A 26208-nucleotide genomic window follows, 5' to 3' on the forward strand; every position below is an offset into this window, starting at 1 on the left:
TGCCGTTCAATGCCGTAGCAGGTGGGCGTCGTCGACGTTGGCGCTGCGTCGGGTCCGGAAGATCGTCATGATGATGGCCAGACCGACCACCACTTCGCAGGCGGCGACCACCATCGTGAAGAACGCCACCACCTGCCCGTCCAGATGGCCGTGCATACGCGAGAACGTCACGAACGCGAGGTTCGCGGCGTTGAGCATCAACTCGACGCACATGAACATGACGATCGCGTTGCGGCGCAACAACACCCCCGCGGCGCCGATCGTGAACAGCAACGCCGACAAATACAGGTAGTTGGCCGGGTTCATCGCGGACCGTCTCCGTTCCCGTCGGTTCGAAGGATGGTGCTGACCGACGATTCGTCGTCGGTGCCGTCGGGGAGGCGAGCGCGCGTGTTGACGGCGTTGTGGCGGGCGAAGACACCGGGGTTGGGTAGCGGCGTCGCCCGCGCCCCCGTTTGGAAGCGTTCGACGACCATCTCGCGCTGCGTCTTTCGCCGCTCGAAGCGCTCCCGGTGGGCCAAGACCATCGCTCCGAGCGCCGCGGTGATCAGTAGTGCGCTGGTCAACTCGAACGCCCACAGATCGCGGGTGAAGATCAGCGTCGCCAGACCTTGCACATTCCCGCCGGCGTTGGCCTCGGTGAGCCCGACGAATCCGGTGGTGGCGATGTTGCCGATCCCGGCGATCAGCAGGACGCCGAATCCGAGACCCGCGATGATCGCGGCAACCCGCTGTCCCCGAATGGTTTCCACCAACGACTCCGAGGAGTCGACGCCGACCAGCATGAGCACAAACAAGAACAACATCATCACCGCGCCGGTGTAGACCACCACCTGCACGACCCCGAGGAACAACGCATCCTGCGCGACATACATCATGGCAAGCGCGATCATCGTGGTGGCGAGGAAGATCGCCGAATAGACGGCCTTCGGTGCGGTGACCACTCCGATCGCGCCGGCCACCGCGATGACGGCAAGAATCCAGAATGCGATGGCTTCGGGAGTGGAGGTGCGGGTGAGGGTTTCGGCGGCCAGCAGCGTGATCGTCACCGAACCTCCTTGGGGGTGACGTGTCCCAGGTAGTAGTCGTCGTCCGTGGCCCCCGGCGCCATCGCGTGCGGCGGTTCCTCCATGCCGGGCTGCAACGGGGCCAGCAGCTTGTCCTTGTCGTAGATCAGATCAGAGCGATTGTCGTCGGCCATCTCGTAGACATTGGTCATCGTCAGCGCGCGGGTGGGGCAGGCCTCGATGCACAGTCCGCAGCCGATGCAGCGCAGATAGTTGATCTGGTAGACCCGCCCGTAGCGTTCGCCGGGCGAAAAGCGTTGCTCCTCGGTGTTGTCCGCACCTTCGACATAGATGGCGTCGGCGGGACACGCCCAGGCGCACAGCTCGCAGCCGATGCACTTCTCCAGCCCGTCGGGGTAGCGGTTGAGTTGGTGCCTGCCGTGGTAGCGCGGCGCCACGGGGCCCGGCTTCTCCGGGTACTCCTCGGTGATGGGGTGTTTGAACATGGTCCCGAACGTCACGCCGAAACCCTTGACCGCGTCGAGGAACTTAGGCATCTGCTTTCTCCTTGCTCGGTGCCGGCGAACCGGGCAGCGGAGGTATCGGGAACGATCCTTCGACCGCAGCGGGAGGCGGCGCTGTGTTGCGCTGGATCAGCTTGTGTCGCAGCGAGTTCGCACCCAGCACGGCTAGCAGCAGTATCGCTGCGGCGATCAGGTTGGGAATGATGCCGGTGTGGCCGATGCTGTGCAGGACGGCCACGATCATGATCCACACCAGCGAGACGGGGATGAGAAGCTTCCATCCCAGTGCCATGAACTGGTCGTAGCGCAGCCGGGGCAGGGTGGCGCGCAGCCACATGAAGACGAATAGGAACGTCCACACCTTGGCCACAAACCAGATCAGCGGCCACCAACCGGTGTTGACACCGTCGATCAGGCTGATCGGCCACGGCGCATGCCAGCCGCCCAGAAACAAGGTGGTGGCCAGCGCCGACACGGTGGTCATGTTGACGTATTCGGCGAGCATGAACATCGCGAACTTCAGCGAGGAGTATTCGGTGTGGAACCCGCCCACCAGTTCGCCTTCAGCTTCGGGAAGGTCGAACGGGGCCCGGTTGGTCTCGCCGACCATCGACGTCACGTACACCGCGAAACTGGGCAGCAGCAGGAACACATACCAGGTGTGTTCCTGGGCGGCGACGATCCCCGACGTGGACATGGTGCCGGCGTAGAGGAACACCGCCGCGAACGACAGCGCCATCGCGATCTCGTACGAGATCACCTGGGCGCTGGACCGCAGCCCACCCAGAAGCGGGTAGGTGGAGCCCGAGGCCCAGCCCGCCAGCACGATCCCGTACACCCCGATCGAGGTGACCGCCAGGATGTAGAGCACCGCCACCGGCAGATCCGTCAGCTGCAGCGGCGTGCGGTGGCCGAACACCGAGACCAGCGGACCTAGCGGGATCACCGCGAACGCCATGATCGCCGGGATCACCGAAATGACCGGCGCCATCAGGTAAATGGGTTTGTCCACCCCGGCCGGGGTGAGCCCCTCTTTGAGCGCCAGCTTGATGCCGTCGGCCAGGGACTGCAGGATGCCGAACGGCCCGACCCGGTTGGGGCCGTAGCGCATCTGCATGCGGCCCAGGATCTTGCGCTCCAGCAGGATTGCCACCAGAACGGTGAGCAGCAGAAAGGCGAAGACCGCAACCGCTTTGATCAGGATCAACCACCACGGATCGTGGCCGAACACATTCAGATCCGGGTAGCTCATCTGCCGGCCTCCCGCTCGATGCGTACGACGGTGCCCGGGGTGACGCCGAGTTGCCGGTAGACCACGCTGCCGGGCGAGTTGAGCGGCAGCCACACCACGCCGTCGGCCATCTCGGTGATGACCAGTGGCAGAGCGATATCGCCACGACCTGTCGACACACTGACCACCTCGCCGTCGACCGCGCCGATCCCGGCGGCCGTGGCCGCCGACAACCGCACGACGGCCGGGCGCGCGGTCCCCGCCAAGAACGGCTCGCCGTCCTGCAATCGGCCGTCGTCGAGCAACAGCCGCCAGCCGGCCAGCACCGCCTCGTCAGAATCCAGCGGCGGCGGCTGTTTCGGCTCCACCGACGGCGCGGCCGGCCGTTCACCGTCCCACCGATTTAGTGTCAGCAGCTCGGCGCGGGCCTCCTCGACGGTGCGGAACCCGAGGTCCACGCCGAGCTCGTCGGCCAGGATCTGCAACACCCGCAGGTCGGGGAAGGCGTTGGAGGCCAGTGCGGGCTCGAACGGACGAATCCGGCCCTCCCAGTTCAGGAATGAACCGGCCTTCTCGGCGACCGGGGATATCGGGAAGACCACGTCGGCAAGCGCGGTGATCGCGGACTCCCGCAACTCGAGGCTGACGACGAAGCCGGCCGACTCGATCGCCGCCAGTGCCGCCGGCGGGTCCGGCAGGTCGTCGGCGTCGACACCGCCGATGAGCAGTGCGTCGAGTTCACCGCCGGCCGCGGCGGTGAGGATCTCGGTTGCGTCGCGACCCTCTTCTGATGGCAGATCGTCGACATGCCATGCGCTAGCCAACTGTTGTCGTGCAACGTCATTCGAGGCCGGCCGGGCGCCGGGCAACAGGTTTGGCAGGCAGCCGGTCTCGACGGCCCCGCGGTCACCGGCGCGCCGGGGGATCCAGGCCAGCCGGGCTCCGGTGCGTTCGGCCAGGCGCGCCGCCGCCGACAGCGCACCGGCACTGGTGGCGAGCCGTTCCCCGACCAGGATGATCGCCCCCGACGGCAGCTCGTCGGCCAGCGCATCGAGGGCGGGCGCCTCGTGGCCGGGGGCGGTGAGCACCACCCGTGCGGCGAGCTTCTCCGACCCGCGGGACACCAACGGCGCGACGCTCACGACCCGCAGGCCGTGCTTGCGGACCGTCTTGCGCAACCGCAGGAACACGATCGGGGATTCATCCTCGGGCTCGAACCCGGCGAGCACCACCATGGGTGCGCCTTCCAGATCCGCATAGCTGACGTCACGGCGACCGGCCACGTGCTCGGCGAGGAAGTCCTGCTCTTCGACCGAGTGCGGGCGGGAGCGGAAGTCGATGTCGTTGGTGTCCAGTGCAATCCGTGCGAATTTGGCGTACGCGTAGGCGTCTTCGACGGTCGCCCTGCCGCCCACCAGAACACCGGCGCGTCCGGACCGCAGGCCCGCTGCGGCCACCGCGATGGCCTCCGACCAGGAAGCCGGCCGCAGTGCACCGTTCTCGTCGCGCACCAGTGGGGTGGTGATGCGATCGCCGACCCGGGTGTAGGTGAAGGCCCAGCGGCCCTTGTCGCAGTTCCACTCCTCGTTGACTTCCGGGTCGTCGCCGGCCAGCCGGCGCAACACCACTCCGCGGCGGTGATCGGTGCGCTGGGCACACCCGGAGGCGCAGTGTTCACAGACACTGGGGCTGGACACCAGATCGAACGGGCGGGCCCGGAACCGGTAGGCAGTTCCGGTCAGCGCACCGACCGGGCAGATCTGCACGGTGTTGCCGCTGAAGTAGGAATCGAACGGTTCACCCGGACCGATACCGACCTGTTGCAGCGCACCACGTTCCAGCAGGGCGATGAACGGATCCCCGGCGATCTGCTCGGAGAACCGTGTGCAGCGCGCGCACAGCACACACCGTTCCCGGTCCAGCAGCACCTGGCTGGACAGGTTGATCGGTTTGGGGAAGGTGCGTTTGATGTCCTCGAAGCGGGTTTCGACCCTGCCGTTGGACATGGCCTGGTTCTGCAGCGGGCATTCCCCGCCCTTGTCGCAGACCGGGCAGTCCAGCGGGTGGTTGATCAGCAGCAGCTCCATCACCCCGTGCTGCGCCTTGTCCGCGGCCTCGGAGGTGAACTGCGTGCGCACCACCATGCCGTCGGACACCGTGGTGGTGCAGCTGGCCATCGGCTTGCGCTGACCCTCCACCTCCACCAGACACTGCCGGCACGCCCCGACCGGATCCAGCAACGGGTGGTCGCAGAACCGGGGGATCTGCACGCCCATCAACTCGGCGGCCCGAATCACCAACGTGCCCTTGGGCACCGCCACCTCGACGTCGTCGATGACAAGGCTGACCATCTCCACCGGAGGCGCCTCGGGGGTCCCGGTCTCCGAGATCTGCGTCATCAGGCACCCACCCCTTCCGGTGCGGAGAGCATCGAGGCGTACGGGTCGAACGGGCAGCTGCCGCCCAGATGGGCCTCGTACTCGTCGCGGAAATGCTTGATCGAGGAGATGATCGGTGATGCGGCGCCATCACCCAACGCGCAGAACGACTTTCCGAAGATGGTGTCCGATATGTCGAGCAGTTTGCCGATGTCGTCCTCGGTGCCGCGGCCCGTCTCGAGCCGCTCATAGATCTGGCTGAGCCAGTAGGTGCCCTCCCGGCACGGCGTGCACTTGCCGCAGGATTCATGGGCGTAGAACTGGGTCCAGCGCCGCACCGCCCGCACCACACAGGTGGTCTCGTCAAAGATCTGCAGCGCCTTGGTGCCCAGCATCGAGCCGACCGAGGCCATGCCTTCGTAATCCAGCGGCACGTCGAGATGTTCGGCTGTCAGCAGCGGGGTCGACGATCCGCCAGGAGTCCAGAACTTCAACTCGTGGCCGGCGCGGACACCGCCGGCGTACTCGAGCAACTCTCGTAAGGTGATCCCCAACGGGGCCTCGTACTGACCGGGATTGGTTATGTGGCCCGACAACGAATAGAGCGTGAAGCCAGGCGATTTCTCCGAGCCCATCTCCTTGAACCAGTCGACGCCGTTCAGCAGGATCGGCGGCACGCTGGCGATGGATTCGACGTTGTTGACCACCGTCGGGCAGGCGTACAAGCCCGCGACGGCGGGGAACGGCGGGCGCAGGCGAGGTTGACCGCGACGGCCCTCCAGCGAGTCCAGCAGGGCGGTTTCCTCACCGCAGATGTAGGCCCCCGCGCCGGCATGCACGATCAGATCCAGATCGAATCCCGAACCCGCGATGTCGGTGCCGAGGTACCCGGCCTCATAGGCCTCGGCCACCGCGGCCTGCAGTCGGCGCAGCACCGGCACGACCTCGCCGCGCACATAGATGAACGCATGCCGGGCGCGGATGGCGTAGGCGGCGATGATCACACCCTCGACCAGGAAATGCGGCGTGGTCAGCATCAGCGGAATGTCTTTACACGTACCGGGTTCCGACTCGTCGGCGTTGACCACCAGGTACTTCGGCTTGGCCCCGGCTCCGGTGTCATCCTGTGGAATGAATGACCACTTGGTACCGGTGGGGAACCCCGCGCCGCCGCGGCCGCGCAACCCGGATTCCTTGACCGTGGCGATCACCGCGTCGGGCGTCATGCTCAGCGCCGTTCGCAGGGCCCGGTAGCCGCCGTGGCGCAGATACGTCTGCAGCGTCCACGGTTCGGGCTCATCCCAGAAGCGGCTGAGTACCGGAGTCAGCGGGGTTGCCGGTGTCATTGCCGCTCGCTTTCTCTGGACGGAGGCGCTGACATGTCCAGTTCGCGGGCCACCCGAAGGCCTGCCAGGGTCGCCTCACCAGGCGCACCGCCGCCCGAGTCGCCCCCGCCCGACAACCCGGCCAGCGTTCGCGCGGTGTCCCGGAACGAACACACCCGCGATCCGCGGGTGGCCTGGGGCTGCTCGCCGGTTCGGATGTCGTCGACGAGTTGTCGTGCGCTGGAGGGGGTTTGGTTATCGAAGAACTCCCAGTTCACCATGATCACCGGGGCGTAATCGCAGGCGGCGTTGCATTCGATGTGCTCGAGGGTGATACGCCCGTCGGCGGTGGTGTCCCCGGCGTGGATGCCGAGTTCGGTCTCCAGGGTGTCCAAGATGGCGTCACCGCCCATGATGGCGCACAGGGTGTTGGTGCACACGCCGACCAGGTAGTCGCCGGTGGGGGTACGGCGGTACATCGAGTAGAAGGTGGCCACGGCGGTCACTTCGGCTTCGGTCAGCCCGAGTTGTCCGGCGCAGAAGGTGATTCCAGCTCCGGTGAGATAGCCGTCCTCGGATTGCACCAGGTGCAGCAGCGGCAACAGCGCGGAACGGGGCTGCGGGTAGCGGGCGATGATGTCCGCCGCATCGGCGCTCAGCCGCTCGGTCACTGCGGCGGGGTAGGCGCTGTGGCCGCCGATCGGTGGGCCGGGCTCATCGGGGCGCGGACCCAACACCAAATCAATCGTCATCGAGCTCTCACCTGTCCACACCTCCCATGACCGGGTCGATGGACGCGACGGCGGCGATGACGTCGGCGACCATGCCGCCTTCGCACATCGCTGCCACCGCTTGCAGATTGGTGAACGACGGGTCGCGGTAATGCACCCGGTACGGGCGGGTGCCACCGTCGGACACCATGTGCACCCCCAACTCGCCGCGAGGGGACTCCACCGCGATGTACACCTGGCCGGCCGGCACCCGGATCCCTTCGGTGACCAGTTTGAAGTGGTGGATCAGTCCTTCCATGGAAGTGCCCATGATCTTGGCGATGTGGGCGGGGGAGTTCCCCAGACCGTCGGGGCCGAGTTGCAGGTCGGCCGGCCAGGCCAGCTTCTTGTCGCTGATCATCACCGGACCCGGCTCCAGGCGGTCCAGGCACTGGGCGACGATCTTGAGGGATTCGTGCATCTCGCCGACCCGGATCAGATAGCGGCCGTAGCAGTCCGCCCCGGTATCGGTGATCACGTCGAAGTCGTAATTCTCATAGCCGCAATAGGGTTGGGTCTTGCGCAGGTCGTGCGGCAGTCCGGTGGAGCGCAACACCGGTCCGGTCATGCCCAGCGCCATGCAGCCGGTCAGATCCAGATAGCCGATGCCCTGGGTGCGGGCCTTCCAGATGTAGTTCTGGGTCAGCAGGTCTTCGAGCTCGCGCAGCCGGCCCGGCAGGATCTTGAGCAGATCGCGCACGCGTTGGGGCCCGTCGTCGGGCAGGTCGGTGGCCAGCCCGCCCGGGCGGATGTAGGCGTTGTTCATCCGCAATCCGGTGATCGCCTCGAACACCGACAGGATCAGCTCGCGCTCGCGGAAGCCGAAGAACATCGGCGTCATCGCGCCGAGCTCCATGCCGCCGGTGGCCAACGCCACCAAATGGCTTGAGATGCGGTTGAGTTCCATCATCATCACCCGCACCACGCTCGCGCGTTCCGGAATCTGATCGGTGATGTCCAGCAGCTGTTCCACGCCCAGGCAGTAGGCGGTCTCGTTGAAAAACGGTGACAGGTAGTCCATTCGGGTCACAAAAGTGACGCCCTGGGTCCAGGTGCGGTATTCGAGGTTCTTCTCGATCCCGGTGTGCAGATAGCCGATCCCGCAGCGCGCCTGGGTGACTGTCTCGCCCTCGATCTCCAGGATCAGCCGCAACACCCCGTGCGTGGAGGGGTGCTGCGGACCCATGTTCACCACGATGCGTTCGCCGGCCTCACCCTGGCGGGCGGCGGCGACGATTTCCTCCCAGTCCTGGCCGCCCAGGACGATCACGTTCTCGTCGGTGGTCATCAGTGATACGACCTGCGTTCGTCGGGCGGCGGAATCTGGGCGCCGTGGTACTCGACCGGCACACCGCCCAGCGGATAGTCCTTGCGTTGTGGGTGTCCCACCCAGTCATCGGGCATCTCGATCCGGGTCAGACCGGGATGCTCGTCGAAGACGATGCCGAAGAAGTCATACGTCTCACGCTCATGCCAGTCGACCGTCGGGTACACCGAAAACAACGACGGCACATGCGGATCGGAGTCGGGGCAGGCCACCTCCACCTGCACCCGGCGGTTGTGCGTGATCGACAGCAGCGGGTAGAACGCGTGCAGCTCCCGGCCCGCATCCTGCGGGTAGTGCACACCTGAAACCCCGCAACACAATTCGAAGCGCAACCGCTCGTCGTCGCGTAACGCCCGGGCGACGGTCAGCAGGTGTGCACGGCGGACCTCGATGGTGAGCTGGTTGCGGAAGACGATGATGCGCTCGACGGCCGCACCGAATTCGTCGTCGCCCAGTACCTCGGCCAATCGGTCGACCACGTCGTCGAAATAACCACCATAGGGCCGTGGTGTGCTGCCGGGCAGGGCGACTTCGCGGACGAGTCGGCCATACCCGGAGGTGTCGCCACTGCCACTGATGCCGAACATGCCTCGGCGCACACCGATGACCTCGCCGCCACTGTCTGTCGCCGGGTCGCTTCGCTCCTGATCGCTCACCGCAGCAGACCCTTGAGCTCCAAGGTGGTCGGCGCGGCCAGCGCGGCCTTTTCGGCGGCGGCGACGGCCTCGGCGCGGTGCACCCCCAACGGCATCTCGGCGATCTTGGCGTGCAACGCCAAGATCGCGTTCAACAACATCTCCGGCCGCGGCGGGCACCCGGGGAGATAGATGTCCACCGGCACCACGTGATCCACCCCTTGGACCACCGCGTAGTTGTTGAACATGCCGCCGCTGGAGGCGCACACCCCCATGGCCAGCACCCACTTGGGTTCGGCCATCTGGTCATACACCTGCCGTAGCACCGGCGCCATCTTCTGCGACACTCGGCCGGCCACGATCATCAGATCGGCCTGCCGGGGTGTGGCCGAAAACCGCTCCATGCCAAACCGGGCGATATCGAATCGCGGACCCGCCGTCGCCATCATCTCGATGGCACAACACGCCAACCCGAACGTCGCCGGCCACAACGACCCCTTGCGCACGAACCCGGCGACCTTCTCCACCGTCGACAGCAGAATGCCGCCCGGCAGCTGCTCTTCTAATCCCATTCCAGACCGCCCCGGCGCCACACGTACCCGTACGCGACGAACACCGTCGCCATGAAGATCAGCATCTCCACCAGCGCGAACGTCCCCAACGAATCGAAGGAGACCGCCCACGGATACAAGAACACGATCTCGATGTCGAAGACGATGAACAACATCGCGGTCAGGTAGTACTTGATCGGGAAGCGCTGACCAGCCGACTCTCCGGCCACCGGTTCGATACCGCACTCGTAGGCTTCCAGCTTGGCCCGGTTGAACCGCCGCGGACCGATCACCAATGCGATCACCACCGACACGATCGCGAACGCGGCCGCGATGACACCCAACACCAGGATGGGCAGATACAAATTCATAGAGCTGTGTCACTCCTCGCTGGGCTGGAGATGTGAGCTACGACACAGCCTAGCGATCTTGAGACTCGCTGTCGCGATTTCGTTAGGATGGCTTGAATAGCTGAGCGCGGTCCATCTCTGGTCGAGAGGGCAAGGGCGACAGCGTATTTGGCGTTTAAGTCACTGCACGGATGTGCGCAGCAAACCCACGACCGCCTCGCCGAGTCGCACCGGGTCGATTGGGTGAGGCACCGCAGCCTCGGCGCGCGACCAGTTGGCCAGCCACGCATCGTCGGATCGGCCGGTCAGCACCAGCACCGGCGGGCAGTCGTCGATCTCGTCTTTGAGTTGTTTGGCAATGCCCATCCCGCCGACGGGCGCCGCCTCGCCGTCGAGGATCACCAGATCAAATCCGCCGGCGTCCATCAGCTGGATCACCATCGGTCCGGTCGCCACGTCGGTGTAAATGAGATCCGGGAGTTCGGGGTGGACGCGCTTCCCCAGAGCCAGGCGCACCTCATCACGGGTGCGCGCGTTGCTGCTGTAGACCAGCACGTGGAGGGGCTGTTCGCCCGGGCGAGACACGCAGCCGATGCTACTGCCGCATCTGTGATTTCGGCGCGGAAACGTTCGCTGGGCGAACGAACGCGCGCCCAGGTCACTCTTTGGCGAAGACGACGTCGGCCAGCAGGGTGGTGGTCGGGGGCATCATCCCGATCATGTTGCCGCTGACACCGAGTTCGGTGCGGTCGACCGTCGCCGTGGTGGTCAGCTGCACAGAGCCGTCACCGAGCGGGGTGATCGTGACCGACAGCGGCAGTGCAGTGCTGACTCCTCGGACGGTGAGCGTGGCGGTGAGACCGGCCGTGTCCGCGCCGGTGGGTTCCAGCCCGGTCACCTCGACGCGGATCTCGGGATGGTTCTCGACGTCGAAGAAGTCGGCCGAGCGCAGATGTTCGTCACGCTTTCCGATGCCCGTCTTCAGCGACGACGCACCGATCTCCAGCCGCCCCGACACCGCGCCGTTCGCGCCGACCTGCCCGGTGCCGCTCACATCGCCGAATGTGCCGGTGACGGTGGCCAACCCCCAGAACGTCTTGTTCTTGAACCGCACCGAGGAGCGCGCGGGAACCAGTTGCCACACTCCGGCGGCCCCGGGGTCGTTGAGTAACGCGTGCAGTGCGGACATGTGATGTGCCTTCTCTCAGGACAGCAGCGGTGCCAGGTCGGCGGGATCGAGGTATTCGTCGATTCGCCGGATGAGGCCGTCGTCTCCGACTTTCACGATCAGGCATACCCGCAAGGCCACGTCTTCACCGCGGGTGTTGGTGCACCGCAGAATGTGCTGCTGGACGAATCCGCCGTCGAACACCTGCCGGTCGAGCACGTCGTAGTGCCGGTAGGTGGTGGCGCCGACGTACCACCGGATCACCTTGAGAGCGCGCGTCTTGTCGCTGTCGCGCTCATCGCCGGTGTGCCAGACGGTGACATCGTCGGCCCACAGCTCCGCCACCGCGGCGACATCGCCCTGCGTGATCGCGGCGAACAGCCGGTCGGCGGCCTGCAGGATCTGGCTTTCGGTGGTCATGCCGGTGAACCGCCCTCGGGTGAGTCGTATCCGGGGTGGGCGATGGCCACCCGGTGCTTGACCACGGCGCGAAGGCACCTCATCACCTCATCGTCGCGGCCGTCGAGGTCCCCGGCGCGGATCGCCGCGGCCAGTGCGGCTTCGTCCCGATAGCCGAGTCCCTCGAGTGCGGCCTGCGGTTCGGCGGCGGTCTCGTCGAGCAACTCACGTTCCACGGTGCGCAAGACGTTGACCGCGACCAGGGCGTGGAAATTGACCGACCCGGTGGTGCTGGACCGGACGTCACCGGCGAGGAATTCGGCGACGGCAGCGACGAGTTCGGCGGCGGTGGGCCGTCCGTTGAGTCCGGTCACGAGGCGCCCTCCAGTAGGTCGAGAACATCCCATTCTGTCTCGCAGACCCGCCGGCCGATCGCGGCCAGCTCGACCGACCGGGTCTGGCCGCTCAGGTGCCGTTCGGCCTGGAAACGGCAGATTACTCCCCAGCGAAGGGTGGCCAGCACCAGCCACCACCGCAACGTCGCGCGGTCGACGGGCGCGCCGCCGGCCTCCTCATATGCCGCGACGAAATCGTCGATGCTGCCCAGACCGCCGGCCGCCATGCTGGACGGGGCGCCGAACCGCCAGGCCCGAATGCAGAACCAGGCGAGGTCTTCGTAGATCTCGCCGATGTGGACCAGTTCCCAGTCCAGGACGGCCGCCAGGTCCGAACCGTCCACGATGAGGTTGCCCATCCGGAAATCGCCGTGCACAAGCCGCAGCGGCGACGGCGGCGGCCGGTGGGCCTCCAACCATCGGAACGCCCACTCGAATGTCGCTGTGGTGTCGCCCATTTCGTCGAGGCGCTGGTGCCACTCCGTCATCTGGTCCTGCTCGGCCAGCCCGGGCGCGTCGGCCGCGCCACGGTGAATCGCCGCCAGCGCCTGTGCGCACTGCCGCAGCAGCTTCGCCCGGCCGTCGTCGTCGAGGTGGCGCTGGATACGGCGCACGATGGTCTCGCCGGCGATCTCACCGCAGATCAGAAACGGATTGCCCAGCTGCTCAACGGAATCGGACGCAACCAGGATGTCGGGCACCGGCGCACCGGCCGCGGCGGCGGCCGCCTGGACGGCTGCCTCCAGTTCCATTCCGGCGTGGACGTCATCCGGCGGCCCGGTGCGCAGAATCAGTGCACGGCGCGCCGATCCGGTCACCGCGTCGAACGCCCAGGTGGTGCGGCTGGCCCCACCGGTCAGCGCGCGCAAGTTGTCCACGTCGGTCTGCGGACCGAGCAGCGGGCGCAACACGTCGGCCAGATCCGCGGCCAGTGTCTCGGCGGCCACGTCAGCGAGCCGGCTTGCCGAACTTGAACATCCGCTGGGCCACGCGACGCATCTGGATCTCCTCGGCGCCCTCGGTGATGCGGTACCGGCGGTGGTGCCGGTAAATGTGCTCGAACGGTTCGTGGCGGCTGTAGCCGACTCCGCCGTGCACCTGCATGGCCCGGTCGGCCGCCTCGCACACCAACCGGTTGGCGCGGTAGTTGGCCATCGACACCTTGTCGGACACCTCGAGGTGATGGTTGCGGTCGAGTTCGGTAGCCGCGTAGCGCACCAGCAGCCGCACCATCTGGGCCTCGGTCTGCAGCTCGACCAGCGGCCACTGGACGGCCTGGTTGACTGCCAGCGGCTTGCCGAACGTCACCCGCTTGCCCGCATAGTCGACGGCGCGGTCGATGCAGTACTGGGCGGCACCGAGGCTGCTTGCCGCTTGCCGAATCCTGTTCTCGTGCAGGAAGGTCTGGGCGACCTCAAGACCGTGGTCCACTTCGCCGAGGACGGCATCGGCGGGGATCCGCACGTCGCGCAGAACGACCTCGGCGTGGTCGGTGGGCATGTTGAACGTCCACCAGTAGTACGGCACCTCGAACCCGTCCGCGTCGCACGGAACAAGGAACGCGGTAATGCCACGCGCCTGCCCGGCCTCGCCGGAGGTGCGCGCGAAGACCAGGTCGTGGGTGGCGCGGTGCACACCGGTGTTCCACCGCTTGTTGCCGTTGATCACCCAGTCGTCACCGTCGCGAACGGCGCGGGTCTCCAGCCAGGTGGCGTCCGAGCCGTGGTCGGGTTCGGTCAGTCCGAATGCCATGGACCGGGTGCCGGTCAGCATCGCCTCGATCCACTCGCTCTTCTGATCGTCGGTGCCGAACCGGTCCATCATGATGACCTGTGGGAAGTTCCCGACGATCGACGACTCGTCCTGAAGATCGTTGTGCAGACCAAGTCCCTTGTGCGCCAGATGTTCCCGAATCACCGCCATATCGAGATTGGTGCCATCCCGGCCGCCGAATTTCGACGGCAGGCCGTACCGCAACCACCCCGCTTTGTCGGCTCGCCGGCGCATCTCGTCGAGCAGATCCTCCCACTCCCGACGAGGGATACCGCCGTTCTCGACATCGGTGCGGGCAAACTCGCGACGCTGATCGAAGTACTGGATGTGTTCACGCTCGAGGGGCTTGATCTCGGCTTCGATGAACGCATCCATTTCGTCCAGCAGAGTCGTAAGATGTTCGGGCAGAGAGAAATCCACGCTGATCTCCTAATCAATCAAAAGCCGTAGAGCGTTTTTTTCCAAATAGTAGACAGGGTCGCCACGGCGTCGTCGTCCGACAGGCGCAGACCCAGGCCCGCGCTGTCGGGACGCAGGCACACGGTGGTGAACTGTTCGAACAACAGCGCGATCGCCAAGGCGGTGTGCTCGGGTTGCAGGCCGGCCGCGTACCCGTGTTCCTGGGCGCGCAGCACCGACGCGGCGACGATGTCGATGCCGAACTGACGGAACTGGTTCTGCAGGGCGGCGAACCGGGGTTCGGTGGCGGCGAGTTGGTCGACAGCGACCATGACGCCGATGCTCTGCTTGAACATGTCCCAATAGGCGCTGACGACGGTCACGAAAAAGTGGGTGTCGTCCGGGGATTCCGGGAGGTGCAGTCGCAGACCGGACGGCAGCACGACGTCGTGCAGGAACGAACCTGCCAATGCGGCCAACAGGTCCTCTTTGTCGTCGTAGTAGCGGTAGAACACCGCGGGGGATCTACCCGCGGCCGACGTGATGTCGACCAGGGTGGTGCCGTGGAAACCCCGTTCGGCAAACAGTTTTCGGGCGGCGTCCTCGATGGCTTGGCGGGTTTGGCGCCCCTTGGAGCTCAGTTCGCGCGGGCCGTCGGCGGCCCCGTCCGCTTTGCGCGAACGGCTGGACGGTTCCATGGGCTGGCCCCCGTGCTTTCGGAAGGGAAACTAAAGCTGACGTTACTTTTCGTTTTGACGGTTGGCAAGACCTCTCGCGACGGCGAATTTCGAGCTGACCTGCCCCAACGCCACTCCTGGCAACGACAACTTGACATCGTTGCGTACTCTTACGAGTGGTCGGGGAGGCTCTTGAGCAAATGGAGCTGCACGAATGTCAGCCGAAAAGTCAAAGGCCCTTCCTTGTCACACCCAGCAAGCACCACCTCACACCTGAAGCCGCACTTCGAGGACGTTCAGTCGCACTACGACCTGTCCGACGACTTCTTCCGGCTCTTCCTCGATCCGACGCAGACCTACAGCTGCGCCTACTTCGAGCGCGACGATCTGACGCTGCAGGAGGCGCAGCTCGCCAAGATCGATCTGTCGCTCGGCAAGTTGGGGCTGGAGCCCGGAATGACCCTGCTGGACGTCGGCTGCGGCTGGGGCGCCACGATGCGCCGTGCGATCGAGAAGTATGACGTCAACGTCGTCGGCCTGACCCTGAGCCGCAATCAGCAGGCTCACGCCGAACGCGCGTTCGCCGAGATGGACACGCCGCGCAGCCGCCGCGTCCTGCTCTGCGGCTGGGAGCAGTTCGACGAACCGGTGGATCGGATCGTGTCGATCGGGGCCTTCGAGCACTTCGGGGCGGACCGTTACAACGCGTTCTTCGACTTCGCCTACGACGTCCTGCCCGACGACGGCGTGATGATGCTGCACTCCATCATGCAGATCCCGCGGGCCGAGATGGAGGCACGCGGGCTGCCCATCACGATGAGCCTGCTGCGATTTTTCAAGTTCATCTCGGTAGAGATCTTCCCCGGCGGCCACCTGCCGACCCGCGAGATCGTCCAGGACCTGGCCGGCAAGGCCGGCTTCATAACCGAACGTGTCCAATCGCTGGAACAGCACTATGCAAAGACCCTCGATTTGTGGGCGGCCGCACTCGAGGCACGCCGGGATGACGCGATCGCGATCCAGTCCGAAGAGGTCTACGAGCGCTACATGAAGTACCTGACCGGTTGCGCGGACCTGTTCCGCAACCACTACACCGACGTCTGCCAATTCACCCTGAGTAAGTAGCGCGGCGGCTCAGCTCACCACTGACTCGCACGCCACTTGTCGAGCGCTCGGCGGTCCCGCTTCGTCGGTCGGCCGGCTCCGCGATCACGCGCCGCCACCGGCACGGCCGGAACACTCGGCGGCTTGGGCGTGCGGTCCAGGTAGCAGGTGACGGCGTCGGCGGCCCCGACCCGCTTGGCGATAACCCGGACGACCTCGACGATCCTCGTCGTGTCGCCGACGCGTGCGCGCACCTCGTCACCGGGGGAGATGGTCGTCGAGGGCTTGGCCAACCGGTCGTTGACCCGGACGTGACCGCCTCGGCACGCCGCGGCGGCATCCGGGCGGGTCTTCGCCAGCCTGACCGCCCACAGCCACCGATCCACCCGAGTCGATTCCATGAGGCGGTGTCAGCTCAGCTCAGTATCCGGTCGCCGGCGCGCAGCAGTGCGCTGGGCAGATCGTGGCCGACCACCGACCTCGCGACGGCTGCCGCGCTGATCGCCGCAGGCAGGTCGATGTCGACACCGATTCCGCTGTCGCGCAACAGGTAAACGAGATCCTCGGTGGCGATGTTGCCGCTCGCCCCCGGCGCGAACGGGCAGCCGCCCAGCCCACCCACCGACGAGTCGAGCCGCGTCACGCCGGCGGCGACCGCCGCGTACGCGCTGGCCAACCCGGCGCCGCGGGTGTTGTGGAAGTGAGCACCCAGCGGCAGATCGCCGATGCGGGGCTTCACCTGAGTCATCAGCGCGGTGACCCGGCCCGGCGTGGTGGTGCCGATGGTGTCGGCGATGGCCAGCCGGTCCGCACCGAATTCGCAAGCGGCGTCGACGATGTCGAGGACACGCTGCGGCGGGGTCGGCCCGTCGAAGGGGCAGTCCCAGGCGGTGGCGATGATGACCTCGACGCTGACTCCCGAGTCGTGGGCGATCGCGACGATATCGGCGATCTGCGCGGTGGCGTCCGCGCTGCTGCGGCCGACGTTGGCGTGACTGTGGGCGTCGGCCGCCGACACCACGTACTCAACGGAACGCAGCCCGGCGGCGATGGCCCGCTTGGCGCCGTTCGGACTGGCCACCAGGGCAGAGAATTCGATGTCGGGGTAGTCGCCGAGATGGGCGGCCAGCTCCGGCGCGTCGGCCAGGGCGGGCACCTTCGACGGCGATACGAAGGCCGTCGCCTCCACCTCCCGTACTCCGGTGGCGGCGATCGCCGCGAGCAATTCGAGCTTGGCGGACAACGGAATCGGATCTTCGATCTGCAGGCCGTCGCGCAGGGCGACCTCGCGGATCGTGACGTGGCCGGGCAGCTGGCTCATAGCACTCCCTGGGACTCCAACTCAGCGATCTCCTCCGACCGCAGGCCCAGGAGTTCACCGTACACCTCACCGTTGTGCTGTCCCGGTCGCGACGGGCCCGCGGATCGGATGGTGCCGGGGGACTCCGACAACACCGGAACCACGCCGGGGCCCTTCACATTGCGCCCGATGCGCTCGTCCCAGTGGTCAGCGATCATGCCGCGCGACAGCAGCTGCGGGTCGGTGACGACCTCGGCGACGGTGTTGATCGGTCCGCTGATGACGCCCGCTTCACTCAGCGTCTCGATGATGTCGGCGGGCTCGCGGGCCGCCGCCCAGTCGCCGATGATGGCGTCGAGCTCGTCCTGATTACGGCCGCGCGCAACATGATTGACGAAGCGGTCATCCTGGGCCAGCTCGGGCCGGCCCATGGCTGCGCACAATCGCCGGAAGACGGTGTCCTGGTTGGCGGCGATCACCACCCAGCTGCCGTCGGCGCTGCGGTAGATGTTCGACGGGGCGATGCCCTCCAGTCGGGTGCCCGACGGTCCGCGGACCACGCCGCCGACGTCGTAGTCGGGGATCGTCGACTCCTGCACGGCCAGACAGGATTCGGTCAGCGCCGCGTCGACGATCTGTCCCTCACCGGTGACGGTCCGCCGGTACAGTGCGGCCAGCGCGCCCTGCGCGGCGAACATCCCGGCCAGGCTGTCGCCGAGCGACAGCGCCAGCCGGGGCGGCGGCCCGCCGGGGAAGCCGTTCATGTGCCGCAAGCCACTGGCCGCCTCGGCGACCGAGGCGTAGCCGGCCTTCGTCGACTCCGGACCGGTCTGCCCGTAGCCGGACACCCGGACCAGGATGATGCCCCGATTGCGTTGGCGCAGAACGTCGTAACCGAGGCCCCACTTCTCCAGCGTGCCGGGCCGGAAGTTCTCGACGATGATGTCGGAGCGCTCGACCAGGTCGAGGAACAGCTCGCGGCCCCGGGCTTCCCGCAGGTTGAGGGTGACGGCCTTCTTGTTGCGGGCGTGCACCGTCCAGAAGAAGTGGTGGCCGTCGAGTTCGGCCTGCCCCCAGGTGCGCAACGGGTCGGGAGCGCCAGGAGGTTCGATCTTGATCACCTCGGCGCCCATGTCGCCGAGCAGCCGGCCCGCGAACGGTCCGGAGATCAGCGTGCCGACCTCGATGACGCGAATGCCGTCCAGCGGACCTGTGACCCTTCCCGGGTCGCTGCGCTCCTGCCCTCCGGTAGGGGCCATCAATCGGCCTTCGCGAAGTCGTGCCGAACCAGCCAATCGGTGACGATCCCGACGGCCTGGCGCAGCGTCTCCTTCTGGTCGGGCCCGGAGTAGTAGTGGTTGGCGCCCGGGATTTCGTGCATCTCCTTGTCGGGATGCCCGATGGCCTCGAAGAGCCGCCGGGTATGGCTGGGTGTGCAGGCGTCGTCGGCGAGATTGCCGATGACCAGTGCCGGCACCGCGATGTCCGGGCCGGCCTTCACGGCGTCACCGTTGGCGTCGTCATAGCTCCACTGTGACAGCCAGCTGCGGAGGGTGCAGAACCGTGCCAGCCCGACGGGGCTCATGTTGACCACCTGCGGGTCGCCCAGATAGCAGGTGCCGGGGGCGCGCTCGTTGGGGTCGACGGTCGGGTCGAGCCAGCGTGGGTCGGCCATTGTGCCGTGCACGACGAAACAAAATTCGTCGTCCGGCCGTCCGTCGGCCTTGAGGGCCGCCAGTTTTTCCTTGACCCACTTGGTGATTCGTCGGTTCCGGGCGATCTGCGCCTGGTGGTAGCGCTCCAGGAACTCCGGGGTGTACGGCGGCTGATTGGGATTGTCCGGGTTGTACAGGTCGAGTTCGGGATCCCGCTTGGTCGGGTCGTTCTCGTCCAGAATGGAGGCGTCCATCCACTCGGTCATCGTGCCGTGCCTGCTGATGTGCGCGGCCAGAAGCATGATCCCGTCGGCGGGCAGCAGGCCCAGTGTGGTCAGATCCGGACCGTCACCGGACGGGCTGGCGGTGATCGTGGGGTGCTGGGCCTGCTGTTGGTAGAACACCGACAGCGAGCCACCGCCACTCCACCCCGCCAGGACCACTTTGGAGTAGCCCAGCCGATTCTTGGCGTCCTTGATGCATTCGCCGAGATCCTCGACCACCTTCTCCATCAGCAGCCCTGAGTCGGTGCCCCGGAACCGGCTGTTGCAGTAGATGACGTGATGCCCGGCGCGTGCCAGTGCGTTGATCATCGGCAGGTAGGCGCCGCCGCCGATCGGGTGCATGAAGACCAGCACGGTATCCGACGGCGTGGTCGGCTTGAGCAGATAGCTTTCCAGCACCACCAGCTCCGCGACCCCGCCGTAGACGTCCCGGACAGCGGACGTGTTCTGGTAGGCGATCAGATACGGGATGCGCTCGTAGGCGCGCTTGACCGGCGTGACCATCAGTGTTGCCCCAAATCGTTGGCCAGAACTTCGGGTGACGGCACCAGACGCCTCCGGGTGTCGATCGCGATGACCTTCCAATCCACGCGGGTGAAATCGTCGAACTTTCGCCGCGCGCGTTCGCGGGCCTTCTCCGGAGCCCCGTGGTGCACGCCCTGCGGGGCGTGGCTGATCAGTCCGGGTGGCATCGGGATGCCGTAGAGCGAGCCGCCGTGAAAGAAAGCGATCTCGTCGAAGTCGACATTGCGGTGGTACCAGGGCGTGCGTTCGGTGCCGGGCACCGATTCGGCCGGCTTCGGCAGGAAGTTGCACACGTAGACACCCGTCGCCTCCATGAACAGGTGGACCATCGGCGGCAGGTGCACGCTGTCGGAGGTGATGACGTTGTAGTCGTCGATGTTGAAGGTGAAGGCGTAGTTGTCGCCGCGCCAGCCTTCGACATCGATCGGGTTGTGTGGATAGCGCAGGGTCGTGGTCTCCACGCCGTCGATCGGGCGGTGATATAGCCGCACCTCGTACTCACCGTCGGTGTGGGGACCGTCGCCGTCGTCGATGGGCTCCGGGTCCGGTACGACCGCCTGGGACGGGTCGAAGGGCCAGTGCCGGCCCAGTGGGCCGGCGGGTGGGACCCGGAACTCGTCGGTGGCCTCGATCATCAGCCAGGTGCTGTCAGCTGGTTCTGTCCCCGAGTCGGGCACCTGCCGCCACGTGCACGCCTTCGGGATGTAGATCCAATCGCCGGTGCGGTAGTCCAACGGGCCGAATTCGGTTTCCAGGCGACCGCTGCCCTGATGGACGAAGGACAGCAGGTCGCCGTCGACGTAGCGCGTATAGAACGGCATGGCTGCCGAGCGCCGGCTCAGTGAGATGCGGCAGTCGTCATTGGAGAAAAGCAGCAGGGGAGCGCCCGTGGGGTCGGTCGCATCGCTCGGTTTGAGCTCACTGGACAACAGATCGAGCGGACGCAGGGGGCCGCTGGCCCGAAATGTCGTGGGATCGTTCCGGCGGTAGATGTTGGCGGTGCGGCCGGTGAATCCGCCCCGGCCCAATTCGTCGTCTTTGAGGCCGTCGAGATCGGCGTGGATTCGCCGCGGGGTTGTGCCTTTGCGCAGGTGAGTGAACGATTCCATGGAATCTCCCGAGATCGGCGTCGAGGTACGGGCAAGCGGAAAACTAAAAGTGACATTAGTTTTTGTTTGACCCCGTGACAACCCCCAACCAACGAGTTGGGTAACGTGGCGGACTTTCACAGGTTCGAGACGACGTGTTTTACTCAACTCTGAATCCGATAACCGGGGTCATAGAAAGCTGGGGTGGATTGGTGAAGTCCTTGTTTGACAAGGTGCGCGGCTGGCCGCGTCGATTGGCAGTCGCCGCAGTCGCGGCGGCGGTTCTTCCGGGCTTGATCGGCCTGGTCGGAGAATCGGCAACGGCGAGCGCGTTCTCCCGTCCGGGGCTCCCTGTGGAGTACCTGATGGTTCCGTCGCCCTCGATGGGCCACGACATCAAGGTCCAGTTCCAAAGCGGCGGCGCGAACGCTCCGGCGGTCTACCTGCTCGACGGCCTGCGTGCGCAGGACGACTTCAACGGCTGGGACATCAACACCCCCGCGTTCGAGTGGTACTACCAGTCCGGTCTGTCGATCGTCATGCCGGTCGGTGGGCAGTCCAGCTTCTACGCGGACTGGTACTCGCCGGCCTGTAGCAAGACCGGTTGCCAGACCTACAAGTGGGAGACCTTCCTGACGCAGGAGCTGCCGCAGTGGCTTGCCGCGAATCGGGACGTCAAGCCCACCGGTAGCGCCGTCATCGGCCTGTCGATGGCCGGCTCGGCCTCGTTGATCCTGTCGGTGTACCACCCGGATCAGTTCATCTACGCGGGCTCGATGTCGGGCTTCCTGAACCCGTCTGAGGGTTCGTGGCCGTTCCTGATCAACATCTCGATGGGTGACGCGGGCGGTTTCAAAGCCAACGACATGTGGGGTCCGACGCAGGATCCGAACAGCGGCTGGAAGCGTAATGACCCGATGGTGCAGATCCCCAAGATCGTCGCCAACGGCACCCGCATCTGGATCTACTGCGGTAACGGCACTCCCAACGAGCTGGGTCACGGCGACCTGCCGGCCACGTTCCTGGAGAGCCTGACGATCCGTACCAACATCACCTTCCGCGACAACTACCTCGCCGCGGGCGGTAAGAACGGCGTGTTCAACTTCCCCGACAACGGCACCCATGACTGGGCCTACTGGGGTCGTGAGCTTCAGGCGATGAAGCCCGACCTGCAGAAGTACCTGGGCGCCGCGTAACGCGGACGTATGTCAACGAAGCGGGCCACCGGTGAAAACCGGTGGCCCGCTTTGTTGTTCGGTTCAGAAGCCGCCGGCGACCCGCACCACCGCACGGCCCGAGTACTTGCCGGCCCGCACCTGGTCGATCACGTCGATGACGTCCTTGACATCGACCTCGTGGGTGACGTCGTCGAGGTGGCGAGGCTTGCGCTCACCGCCCAGACGCTCCCACAACGCGCGGCGCGGACCGATGGGCAGCAGCACCGAGTCGATGCCCAGCAGTGACACCCCGCGCAGGATGAACGGCAACACCGTCGTATTGAGCGCCGGGCCACCGGTCAGCCCGCTGGCCGCCACGGCGCCGCCATATTCCAGAGTGCTGATCACATCGGCCAGGGTGGCCCCACCGACGCAGTCGACGGCACCCGCCCAGCGCGCCTTGCCCAGCGGGCGCGGCTTGGCGTCGGGGTCCTCGGGCAGCCGTGCGATGACGTCTGCTGCGCCGAGGGCCTTGAGATGGTCGGCCGCCTCGGCCTTGCCGGTGGAGGCCACCACCTGAAATCCGGCGGCGGCGAGGAGGTCCACACTGACCGACCCGACGCCCCCGGTGGCGCCGGTGACGACGATCGGACCGTCCTGGGGGGTGATGCCGTGGGCGATCAGCGCCTCCACGCTCAGCGCGGCGGTGAAGCCCGCGGTTCCGATCGCCGCGCCTTCCCGCGGCGTCAGCGCGCCCAACGCGACAACCTGGTCGGCGGGCAGCCGGACGTATTCGGCGTAGCCGCCGTGGTGGCCGGTGCCGATCGCGTAGCCGTGCGCCAGGACCTGATCGCCGACGGCGAAGTCGGGGGAGCCGGACTCCACGACCTCGCCGGTAAGGTCGATGCCGGGCACGATCGGATAGTCCCGGACGACTCCGCCGCGCGGGGTCAGCGCGAGCGCGTCCTTGTAGTTGACGCTGGAATAGGCGACCCGGATCGTCACATCGCCGGGCGGAAGTTCGGAGGCGTCGAGTGTCTCGATCGATGCGGTGATCTGATCGCCGTCCTGACGGGCCAGCAGTGCCTGATAAGAATCCATGCCAAGACGGTAGCGCCCACCGATGGGCCACAGACGGGCTACCGACGGCTCGCCTCGTAGCCGTAAATCTCTTGCCCTGCCTGATGAAATGGTCGACATGCTGATCCATCCCTGGGATGCCGCGCTGGACAGCGCCGAATGGCGGGATTGGTTGGCCTCGACCGACCGGTTCGGCGTCCTCGCGGTCAACAACGTCGACCCCATGCAGGCCCCTGTGCTGGTGCCCACCCATTTCACGGTGGCAGGCGAGGAGTTGCTGATCCACCTCGCGCGGCCCAATCCGGTCTGGCCGCACCTGGAAGCGGCCGCAGAGGTGCGGGTCGCGGTGATCGGTGACTATGCCTACATCCCGACCTACTGGCGTGCGAAGGCCGGCGGCCCTGACGAGGACGGAGTGCCGACCAGCTACTACGCCTCTGTCCAATTCGTCTGTCGCCCAACGATCATCGACGATCCGCAGGGCAAGGTGGAGATACTGCGGTCTCAGCTTGCCGACTTCCAGCCTGAAGGCCGCCATGCCGAGGTGGCCGAAGGGCAGGACCCGTACGGCCGGATGCTGCCGGGCATCCGCGGCGTGCGACTCACCGTCGAGCGGGTCGAAGCGAAGTTCAAGTACGACGACGGCAACCCCGTCGAGCATCGAGAGCGGGTGATCGGCCGACTCGAGGAGCGCGATCGCGGTCTGGACGCCGGCGCCGCCGCCCAGCAGCGGCGGCGGCTGTCGGCAATCGGCGACTGGCGGGCTCGCCGGTCCGACTCCTGACCGTTGTGCCCGGCCCGTGCCCGCCCCTAACATGGACAGGTGTCCAGACAGAAGTCGGATGAGGTCTACGGCGCCGTCCGCCGCGTGACGTGCCCGCTCTGCGAAGCCATGTGCGGGCTACGGGTCACCGTCGACGGCGACCGGGTCACCGACATCCGCGGTAACCCCGACGACGTGTGGTCGGCAGGGCACATCTGCCCCAAGGGCACGGTGCTCGGGCAGCTGCACGACGACCCGGACCGGTTGCGGTCGCCGCTGGTGAGGCAGCCGGACGGGACCCACGTCGCCGTCTCCTGGGACGAGGCGTTCGCCGAAGCGGAGCGGGTACTCCGACCGGTGCTGGACAGCGACGGTGCGCGGGCGGTCACGGTGTACGTCGGCAACCCGGTGGCGCACAACCTGGGCCTGAGTTCCTACATCGGCGCCCTCGTCGGGATGGGCGCCGCGGCCGGGATGGGCGCGTACTACTCGCCGGGCACGGTCGACCAGTGGCCGCTGAACGTCGTCGGCACGCTGCTCTTCGGCGGAATGTGGAACGCGCCGATCCCGGACCTGGCCCGCACCGATCACCTCGTCGTCATCGGCGCGAACCCCGCGGCCTCGCAGGGATCGATGCTCTCGGCTCCCGACGTCGTCGGCCACCTGACCGGCATCCGCAAGCGCGGGGGTCGGGTGGTGGTCATCGATCCCCGCCGCACCGAGACCGCGCAGCGCGCCACCGACTGGCTGCCGATCCGCCCGGGCACCGACGCCCTGGTGCTCTTCGCGGTGCTGCGGACGCTGGCCGCCGACGGATTGCTGCGCGCCCATCCGCATCTCGATGGCCGGGTCCAAGGACTCGACGAGGTGATCGCCCTGGCCGAACCATTCACCCCGGAAGCCGTGGCAGCACCCAGCGGCATCCCCGCCAAGACCATTCGCGCACTCGCGCACGACCTGGCATCCGCGTCGAATCCCGTGCTGTACAGCCGGATCGGGGCCTGTACGCAGGAATTCGGCACCTTGGCCACCTGGCTGGTGTTCGTGCTGAACACCGCGCTCGGTGCGGTCGACCGGCGCGGGGGAGCGGTGTTCCCCACCCCGGCGGTGTACTCGCCGATGTTCATGAAGCCGCCCGATCAGCCCGGCCCGCGCTGGGAGTTCGGCCGCTTCACCTCGCGCGTGCGCGGCGTCGGGGAAGTGCTCGGCCAATTCCCGGTGAGCTGCCTGGCCGAGGAGATCCTCACCCCGGGCGACGGACGCATCCGCGCGATGATCTCGGTCGCGGGCAACCCGGCGATCTCGGCGCCTGCGGCGGGCCGCCTCGACGAGGCGCTGGCCTCCCTAGACGCCCTTGTCTGCGTGGATAATTGGCTCAACGAGACCACCAGGCACGCCCACGTCATCTTCCCCGGGCTCTCACCGCTGGAACGTCCGCACGCCGACGACCTGTACTGGATCTACGCTGTCGCCTCCTGCCTGAAGTGGTCGGAGCCGCTGTTTGCGCCGGATCCTTCGCGGCCGGCCGAATGGGAAGTGCTGCTGCGCCTTTCGGGCGCCCTGCTGGGAACCCCGATGACAGATGTCGACGTCCCGGCGATGGACGACCTCTACACCGGGGGACTGGTCGCCACCATGTGCACCCAGCCGGGGACTCCACTGAGCGGACGCGACCCGGCTGAGGTGATGGGCGGGCTGAAAGGCCAAGGGCCCGAACGCTTATACGACCTCTACATCCGGCTTGGCCCCTGGGGCGACGGACTGGGCGCCAACCCCGGCGGCCTGACCCTCGACGAGGTGCGCGCGCACCCCGACGGCCTGCGACTCGGCGAATTGGAGGGCGGCCGGCTCGACTCGGCGGTCACCACGCCGTCGGGAGCCATCGAGCTGCTGCATGACCTGTTCGTCGACGACATGCCTCGATTGCGGGCGCGGATGAACCGAGCCGAGGAGTCGCTGCTGCTGACCAGTCGGCGACATCTGCGGTCGAACAACTCGTGGTTGCACAATGTGCCCGCGCTGATGCGGGGCCGCGACCGATGCACGCTGCTGATGCACCCGGACGATGCCCGCCGCGTCGGGGTCGGCGACGGCGAGCTGGCCGAGGTCAGCACGTCGGAAGGGAAAGTGGCTGTGCCCGTTGAGGTCAGCGACGACATGATGCCCGGGGTGGTGTCACTGCCGCACGGCTGGGGACACGGTGTGCCGGGCAGCCGGCTCGGCATCGCCAACGATCATCCCGGCGTGAACTCCAACCTGCTCAACCCGCCTGACCTGCTCGACGTCCCCAGCAACACTCAGGTCGTCAACGGGGTGCCGTGTCAGGTTCGGGCAGCGGGTTGA

The 26208-nt window shown here is 66.7% G+C and carries 28 protein-coding genes; 4 read left to right on the plus strand and 24 right to left on the minus strand.

Annotation, left to right across the window (positions count from 1 at the left end; translation table 11 throughout):
- Window positions 1–6 precede the first annotated feature (6 nt).
- From nuoK to CRM90_RS13665, 18 genes are all read right to left on the minus strand, one after another.
- Window positions 7–306 (minus strand): NADH-quinone oxidoreductase subunit NuoK, encoded by a 300-nt coding sequence (nuoK, locus tag CRM90_RS13580; protein WP_036339939.1) that lies wholly within the window; start codon window positions 304–306, stop codon window positions 7–9.
- Window positions 303–1049: an NADH-quinone oxidoreductase subunit J gene (locus CRM90_RS13585; protein ID WP_102807472.1), complete on the minus strand. Its 747-nt coding sequence runs from the start codon at window positions 1047–1049 to the stop codon at window positions 303–305. Before CRM90_RS13585 ends, nuoK begins: the two co-directional genes overlap by 4 nt.
- Complete coding sequence (nuoI, locus tag CRM90_RS13590; protein WP_102807473.1) at window positions 1046–1564, minus strand: NADH-quinone oxidoreductase subunit NuoI; 519 nt, start codon at window positions 1562–1564, stop codon at window positions 1046–1048. Before nuoI ends, CRM90_RS13585 begins: the two co-directional genes overlap by 4 nt.
- Window positions 1557–2783: an NADH-quinone oxidoreductase subunit NuoH gene (nuoH, locus tag CRM90_RS13595; RefSeq protein WP_102807474.1), complete on the minus strand. Its 1227-nt coding sequence runs from the start codon at window positions 2781–2783 to the stop codon at window positions 1557–1559. Before nuoH ends, nuoI begins: the two co-directional genes overlap by 8 nt.
- Window positions 2780–5161 (minus strand): NADH-quinone oxidoreductase subunit G, encoded by a 2382-nt coding sequence (locus tag CRM90_RS13600; protein ID WP_102807475.1) that lies wholly within the window; start codon window positions 5159–5161, stop codon window positions 2780–2782. The genes nuoH and CRM90_RS13600 overlap by 4 nt, the downstream gene beginning before the upstream one ends.
- On the minus strand, window positions 5161–6486 hold the full coding sequence (gene nuoF / locus CRM90_RS13605; RefSeq protein WP_102807476.1) for an NADH-quinone oxidoreductase subunit NuoF: 1326 nt from the start codon (window positions 6484–6486) through the stop codon (window positions 5161–5163). The genes CRM90_RS13600 and nuoF overlap by 1 nt, the downstream gene beginning before the upstream one ends.
- Window positions 6483–7217: an NADH-quinone oxidoreductase subunit NuoE gene (nuoE, locus tag CRM90_RS13610; RefSeq protein ID WP_102807477.1), complete on the minus strand. Its 735-nt coding sequence runs from the start codon at window positions 7215–7217 to the stop codon at window positions 6483–6485. Before nuoE ends, nuoF begins: the two co-directional genes overlap by 4 nt.
- 7 nt (window positions 7218–7224) lie before the next feature.
- A complete protein-coding gene (gene nuoD / locus CRM90_RS13615) occupies window positions 7225–8523 on the minus strand; it encodes an NADH dehydrogenase (quinone) subunit D (RefSeq protein ID WP_102807478.1) in 1299 nt (432 codons plus the stop codon).
- Window positions 8523–9218 carry an NADH-quinone oxidoreductase subunit C gene (locus CRM90_RS13620; RefSeq protein WP_102807479.1) on the minus strand — a complete coding sequence of 232 codons (696 nt, stop codon included), beginning with the start codon at window positions 9216–9218 and terminating at the stop codon, window positions 8523–8525. The genes nuoD and CRM90_RS13620 overlap by 1 nt, the downstream gene beginning before the upstream one ends.
- The gene (locus CRM90_RS13625) at window positions 9215–9769 is read right to left on the minus strand and encodes a NuoB/complex I 20 kDa subunit family protein (RefSeq protein ID WP_036339917.1); all 555 of its coding nucleotides are present in this window, start codon (window positions 9767–9769) and stop codon (window positions 9215–9217) included. The genes CRM90_RS13620 and CRM90_RS13625 overlap by 4 nt, the downstream gene beginning before the upstream one ends.
- Complete coding sequence (locus CRM90_RS13630; RefSeq protein WP_102807480.1) at window positions 9760–10119, minus strand: NADH-quinone oxidoreductase subunit A; 360 nt, start codon at window positions 10117–10119, stop codon at window positions 9760–9762. Before CRM90_RS13630 ends, CRM90_RS13625 begins: the two co-directional genes overlap by 10 nt.
- 159 nt (window positions 10120–10278) lie before the next feature.
- Window positions 10279–10683: an Rv3143 family two-component system response regulator gene (locus CRM90_RS13635; protein WP_102807481.1), complete on the minus strand. Its 405-nt coding sequence runs from the start codon at window positions 10681–10683 to the stop codon at window positions 10279–10281.
- Between the two features lie 73 nt (window positions 10684–10756).
- Window positions 10757–11287, minus strand: a complete 531-nt coding sequence (locus tag CRM90_RS13640; RefSeq protein ID WP_102807482.1) for a YceI family protein — start codon at window positions 11285–11287, stop codon at window positions 10757–10759.
- Between the two features lie 15 nt (window positions 11288–11302).
- Window positions 11303–11686 carry a nuclear transport factor 2 family protein gene (locus CRM90_RS13645; protein WP_102807483.1) on the minus strand — a complete coding sequence of 128 codons (384 nt, stop codon included), beginning with the start codon at window positions 11684–11686 and terminating at the stop codon, window positions 11303–11305.
- A complete protein-coding gene (locus CRM90_RS30970) occupies window positions 11683–12039 on the minus strand; it encodes a DUF6285 domain-containing protein (RefSeq protein ID WP_102807484.1) in 357 nt (118 codons plus the stop codon). The genes CRM90_RS13645 and CRM90_RS30970 overlap by 4 nt, the downstream gene beginning before the upstream one ends.
- Window positions 12036–13007, minus strand: coding sequence for a phosphotransferase family protein (locus CRM90_RS13655; protein WP_102807485.1), 972 nt, complete (start codon window positions 13005–13007; stop codon window positions 12036–12038). The genes CRM90_RS30970 and CRM90_RS13655 overlap by 4 nt, the downstream gene beginning before the upstream one ends.
- Before the next feature lies 1 nt (window position 13008).
- The gene (locus tag CRM90_RS13660) at window positions 13009–14253 is read right to left on the minus strand and encodes an acyl-CoA dehydrogenase family protein (protein WP_102807486.1); all 1245 of its coding nucleotides are present in this window, start codon (window positions 14251–14253) and stop codon (window positions 13009–13011) included.
- A gap of 17 nt (window positions 14254–14270) precedes the next feature.
- Window positions 14271–14930 carry a TetR/AcrR family transcriptional regulator gene (locus CRM90_RS13665; protein WP_102807487.1) on the minus strand — a complete coding sequence of 220 codons (660 nt, stop codon included), beginning with the start codon at window positions 14928–14930 and terminating at the stop codon, window positions 14271–14273.
- A 222-nt stretch (window positions 14931–15152) separates the two neighbouring features.
- On the opposite strand from CRM90_RS13665, the gene CRM90_RS13670 reads away from it, so the two are divergent.
- Entirely contained in the window at window positions 15153–16034 is an 882-nt protein-coding gene (locus CRM90_RS13670; protein WP_158249015.1) for a cyclopropane mycolic acid synthase family methyltransferase, read from the plus strand.
- Window positions 16035–16048: 14 nt separating this feature from the next.
- Here CRM90_RS13670 and CRM90_RS13675 read toward each other — a convergent pair whose 3' ends face one another.
- From CRM90_RS13675 to CRM90_RS13695, 5 genes are read right to left on the minus strand one after another with little or no spacing between them, the layout of a single operon-like run.
- A complete protein-coding gene (locus CRM90_RS13675; protein WP_102807488.1) occupies window positions 16049–16414 on the minus strand; it encodes an RNA-binding S4 domain-containing protein in 366 nt (121 codons plus the stop codon).
- 14 nt (window positions 16415–16428) lie between these two features.
- Window positions 16429–17334: a hydroxymethylglutaryl-CoA lyase gene (locus tag CRM90_RS13680; protein ID WP_102807489.1), complete on the minus strand. Its 906-nt coding sequence runs from the start codon at window positions 17332–17334 to the stop codon at window positions 16429–16431.
- Window positions 17331–18572, minus strand: a complete 1242-nt coding sequence (locus CRM90_RS13685) for a CaiB/BaiF CoA transferase family protein (RefSeq protein ID WP_102807490.1) — start codon at window positions 18570–18572, stop codon at window positions 17331–17333. The genes CRM90_RS13680 and CRM90_RS13685 overlap by 4 nt, the downstream gene beginning before the upstream one ends.
- Complete coding sequence (locus tag CRM90_RS13690; RefSeq protein ID WP_102807491.1) at window positions 18572–19756, minus strand: alpha/beta hydrolase family protein; 1185 nt, start codon at window positions 19754–19756, stop codon at window positions 18572–18574. The genes CRM90_RS13685 and CRM90_RS13690 overlap by 1 nt, the downstream gene beginning before the upstream one ends.
- Window positions 19756–20886, minus strand: coding sequence for a homogentisate 1,2-dioxygenase (locus CRM90_RS13695; RefSeq protein ID WP_102807492.1), 1131 nt, complete (start codon window positions 20884–20886; stop codon window positions 19756–19758). The genes CRM90_RS13690 and CRM90_RS13695 overlap by 1 nt, the downstream gene beginning before the upstream one ends.
- Before the next feature lie 191 nt (window positions 20887–21077).
- Between CRM90_RS13695 and CRM90_RS13700 the strand changes: the two genes are divergently transcribed.
- Window positions 21078–22061 carry an esterase family protein gene (locus CRM90_RS13700; protein ID WP_199189892.1) on the plus strand — a complete coding sequence of 328 codons (984 nt, stop codon included), beginning with the start codon at window positions 21078–21080 and terminating at the stop codon, window positions 22059–22061.
- A gap of 63 nt (window positions 22062–22124) precedes the next feature.
- On the opposite strand, the gene CRM90_RS13705 is transcribed toward CRM90_RS13700, so the two are convergent.
- Window positions 22125–23123, minus strand: coding sequence for an oxidoreductase (locus CRM90_RS13705; RefSeq protein WP_102807493.1), 999 nt, complete (start codon window positions 23121–23123; stop codon window positions 22125–22127).
- A gap of 97 nt (window positions 23124–23220) precedes the next feature.
- Here CRM90_RS13705 and CRM90_RS13710 point away from each other — a divergent pair, with 97 nt between their 5' ends.
- Together CRM90_RS13710 and CRM90_RS13715 are read left to right on the plus strand one after the other, a co-directional pair.
- Window positions 23221–23886, plus strand: a complete 666-nt coding sequence (locus CRM90_RS13710) for an FMN-binding negative transcriptional regulator (protein WP_102807580.1) — start codon at window positions 23221–23223, stop codon at window positions 23884–23886.
- 39 nt (window positions 23887–23925) lie between these two features.
- Window positions 23926–26208, plus strand: a complete 2283-nt coding sequence (locus CRM90_RS13715; RefSeq protein WP_286145632.1) for a molybdopterin-dependent oxidoreductase — start codon at window positions 23926–23928, stop codon at window positions 26206–26208.

The organism is Mycobacterium sp. ENV421 (assembly GCF_002887815.1).
GTDB lineage: Bacteria > Actinomycetota > Actinomycetes > Mycobacteriales > Mycobacteriaceae > Mycobacterium.